The following is a 1026-nucleotide window of genomic DNA, read 5'->3' as shown; positions in this document are numbered from 1 at the left end:
TTCTTCATTTGTCTCTTTCATTTTTGATAATACATGCTTTACCATCGCATAATATTTTATCTTTCTCTTTAGATGTTTCTTCAAATAATCCATCAATTCTGCTTCGTTCAAATATATGATTGGTGTCTTGACATTTTGACTCATCGCCTCGGCAGTTTTATCTGCTTTTCCTGAGGTCGAACAGAATATTATCTTCTGATAGTATGGATATTTAAATAATCTCTCGGTAATTAAAATATGTTTCCATATCCAATAACTTTTCCCAGCACCTGGTTTGCCTATCAAAAAATATATTCCGTTCGTGCTAAATGGATAGGAAGGATGAATTGGTTTCATCAACGCGCCCTCTATTTCTTTTTGGTTTTTTCGCATGGTCTTTTGGATTAAAACTTCTACTTCTTTCATTACATTTTTAAAATGTGTCATTTGTAAAAAAAATAAATATCAGATTTATAAATCATATAATTGTTTAAATTTATTGATATAAATGCATACATTCTTACTGTTGATATCTCTACATTGAACAAATTTACCACCTCCTTTTTTAATATTGTGGTGTAATATTTTATATATATCGTCAGTTATTTTTACATAAAATACATCTTCATTTTGTTCTTCATCAAAGTAGTAGTAATATTTTCCTTCTTCAAATGTATGGTTGCCATATTCATTAATTTGTATAGCATCATCTGATATATCATCAACAAACAGATATTTTACTCCCTTGAATATTTGTCTATTCAATACATTTCCCCCATGACTACTCCATCTCAAATTTTCAATTCTATTATCATCTCTGATATGATTTATATGGTCTACTTCTGGTAAATTATTTGGATTGGGAATGAATTGTAAAGCTATAAGTCTGTGCTTTTTATATGGGCCCTGTCTTTGATTCTTTGATAAATTTAAAACAGCATAACCATCTTTATCTAAATGTTCGCATATATTATTTAATGTTTTCTTATTCCTGATTGTAAATGGATATTGATTCAAAATTTCATAACTGTCTTCAAAGCCAAGAAG

2 protein-coding genes are annotated in these 1026 nt (G+C 28.7%); both read right to left on the bottom strand.

What is annotated here, in order from left to right:
* Nucleotides 1-405, bottom strand: a 405-nt coding sequence (locus QZ306_RS10620) for a hypothetical protein (protein ID WP_295163679.1), incomplete at its 3' end; no start/stop codon positions are given.
* 45 nt (nt 406-450) lie between these two features.
* Nucleotides 451-1026: HNH endonuclease signature motif containing protein (locus QZ306_RS10615; RefSeq protein ID WP_295163678.1), on the bottom strand; the 576-nt coding region annotated here is incomplete at its 5' end.

Origin of the sequence: uncultured Brachyspira sp. (assembly GCF_910588665.1) — a bacterium.
In the GTDB taxonomy this organism is placed as follows: domain Bacteria; phylum Spirochaetota; class Brachyspiria; order Brachyspirales; family Brachyspiraceae; genus Brachyspira.
This window is presented reverse-complemented; position numbering and strand designations above follow the sequence as displayed.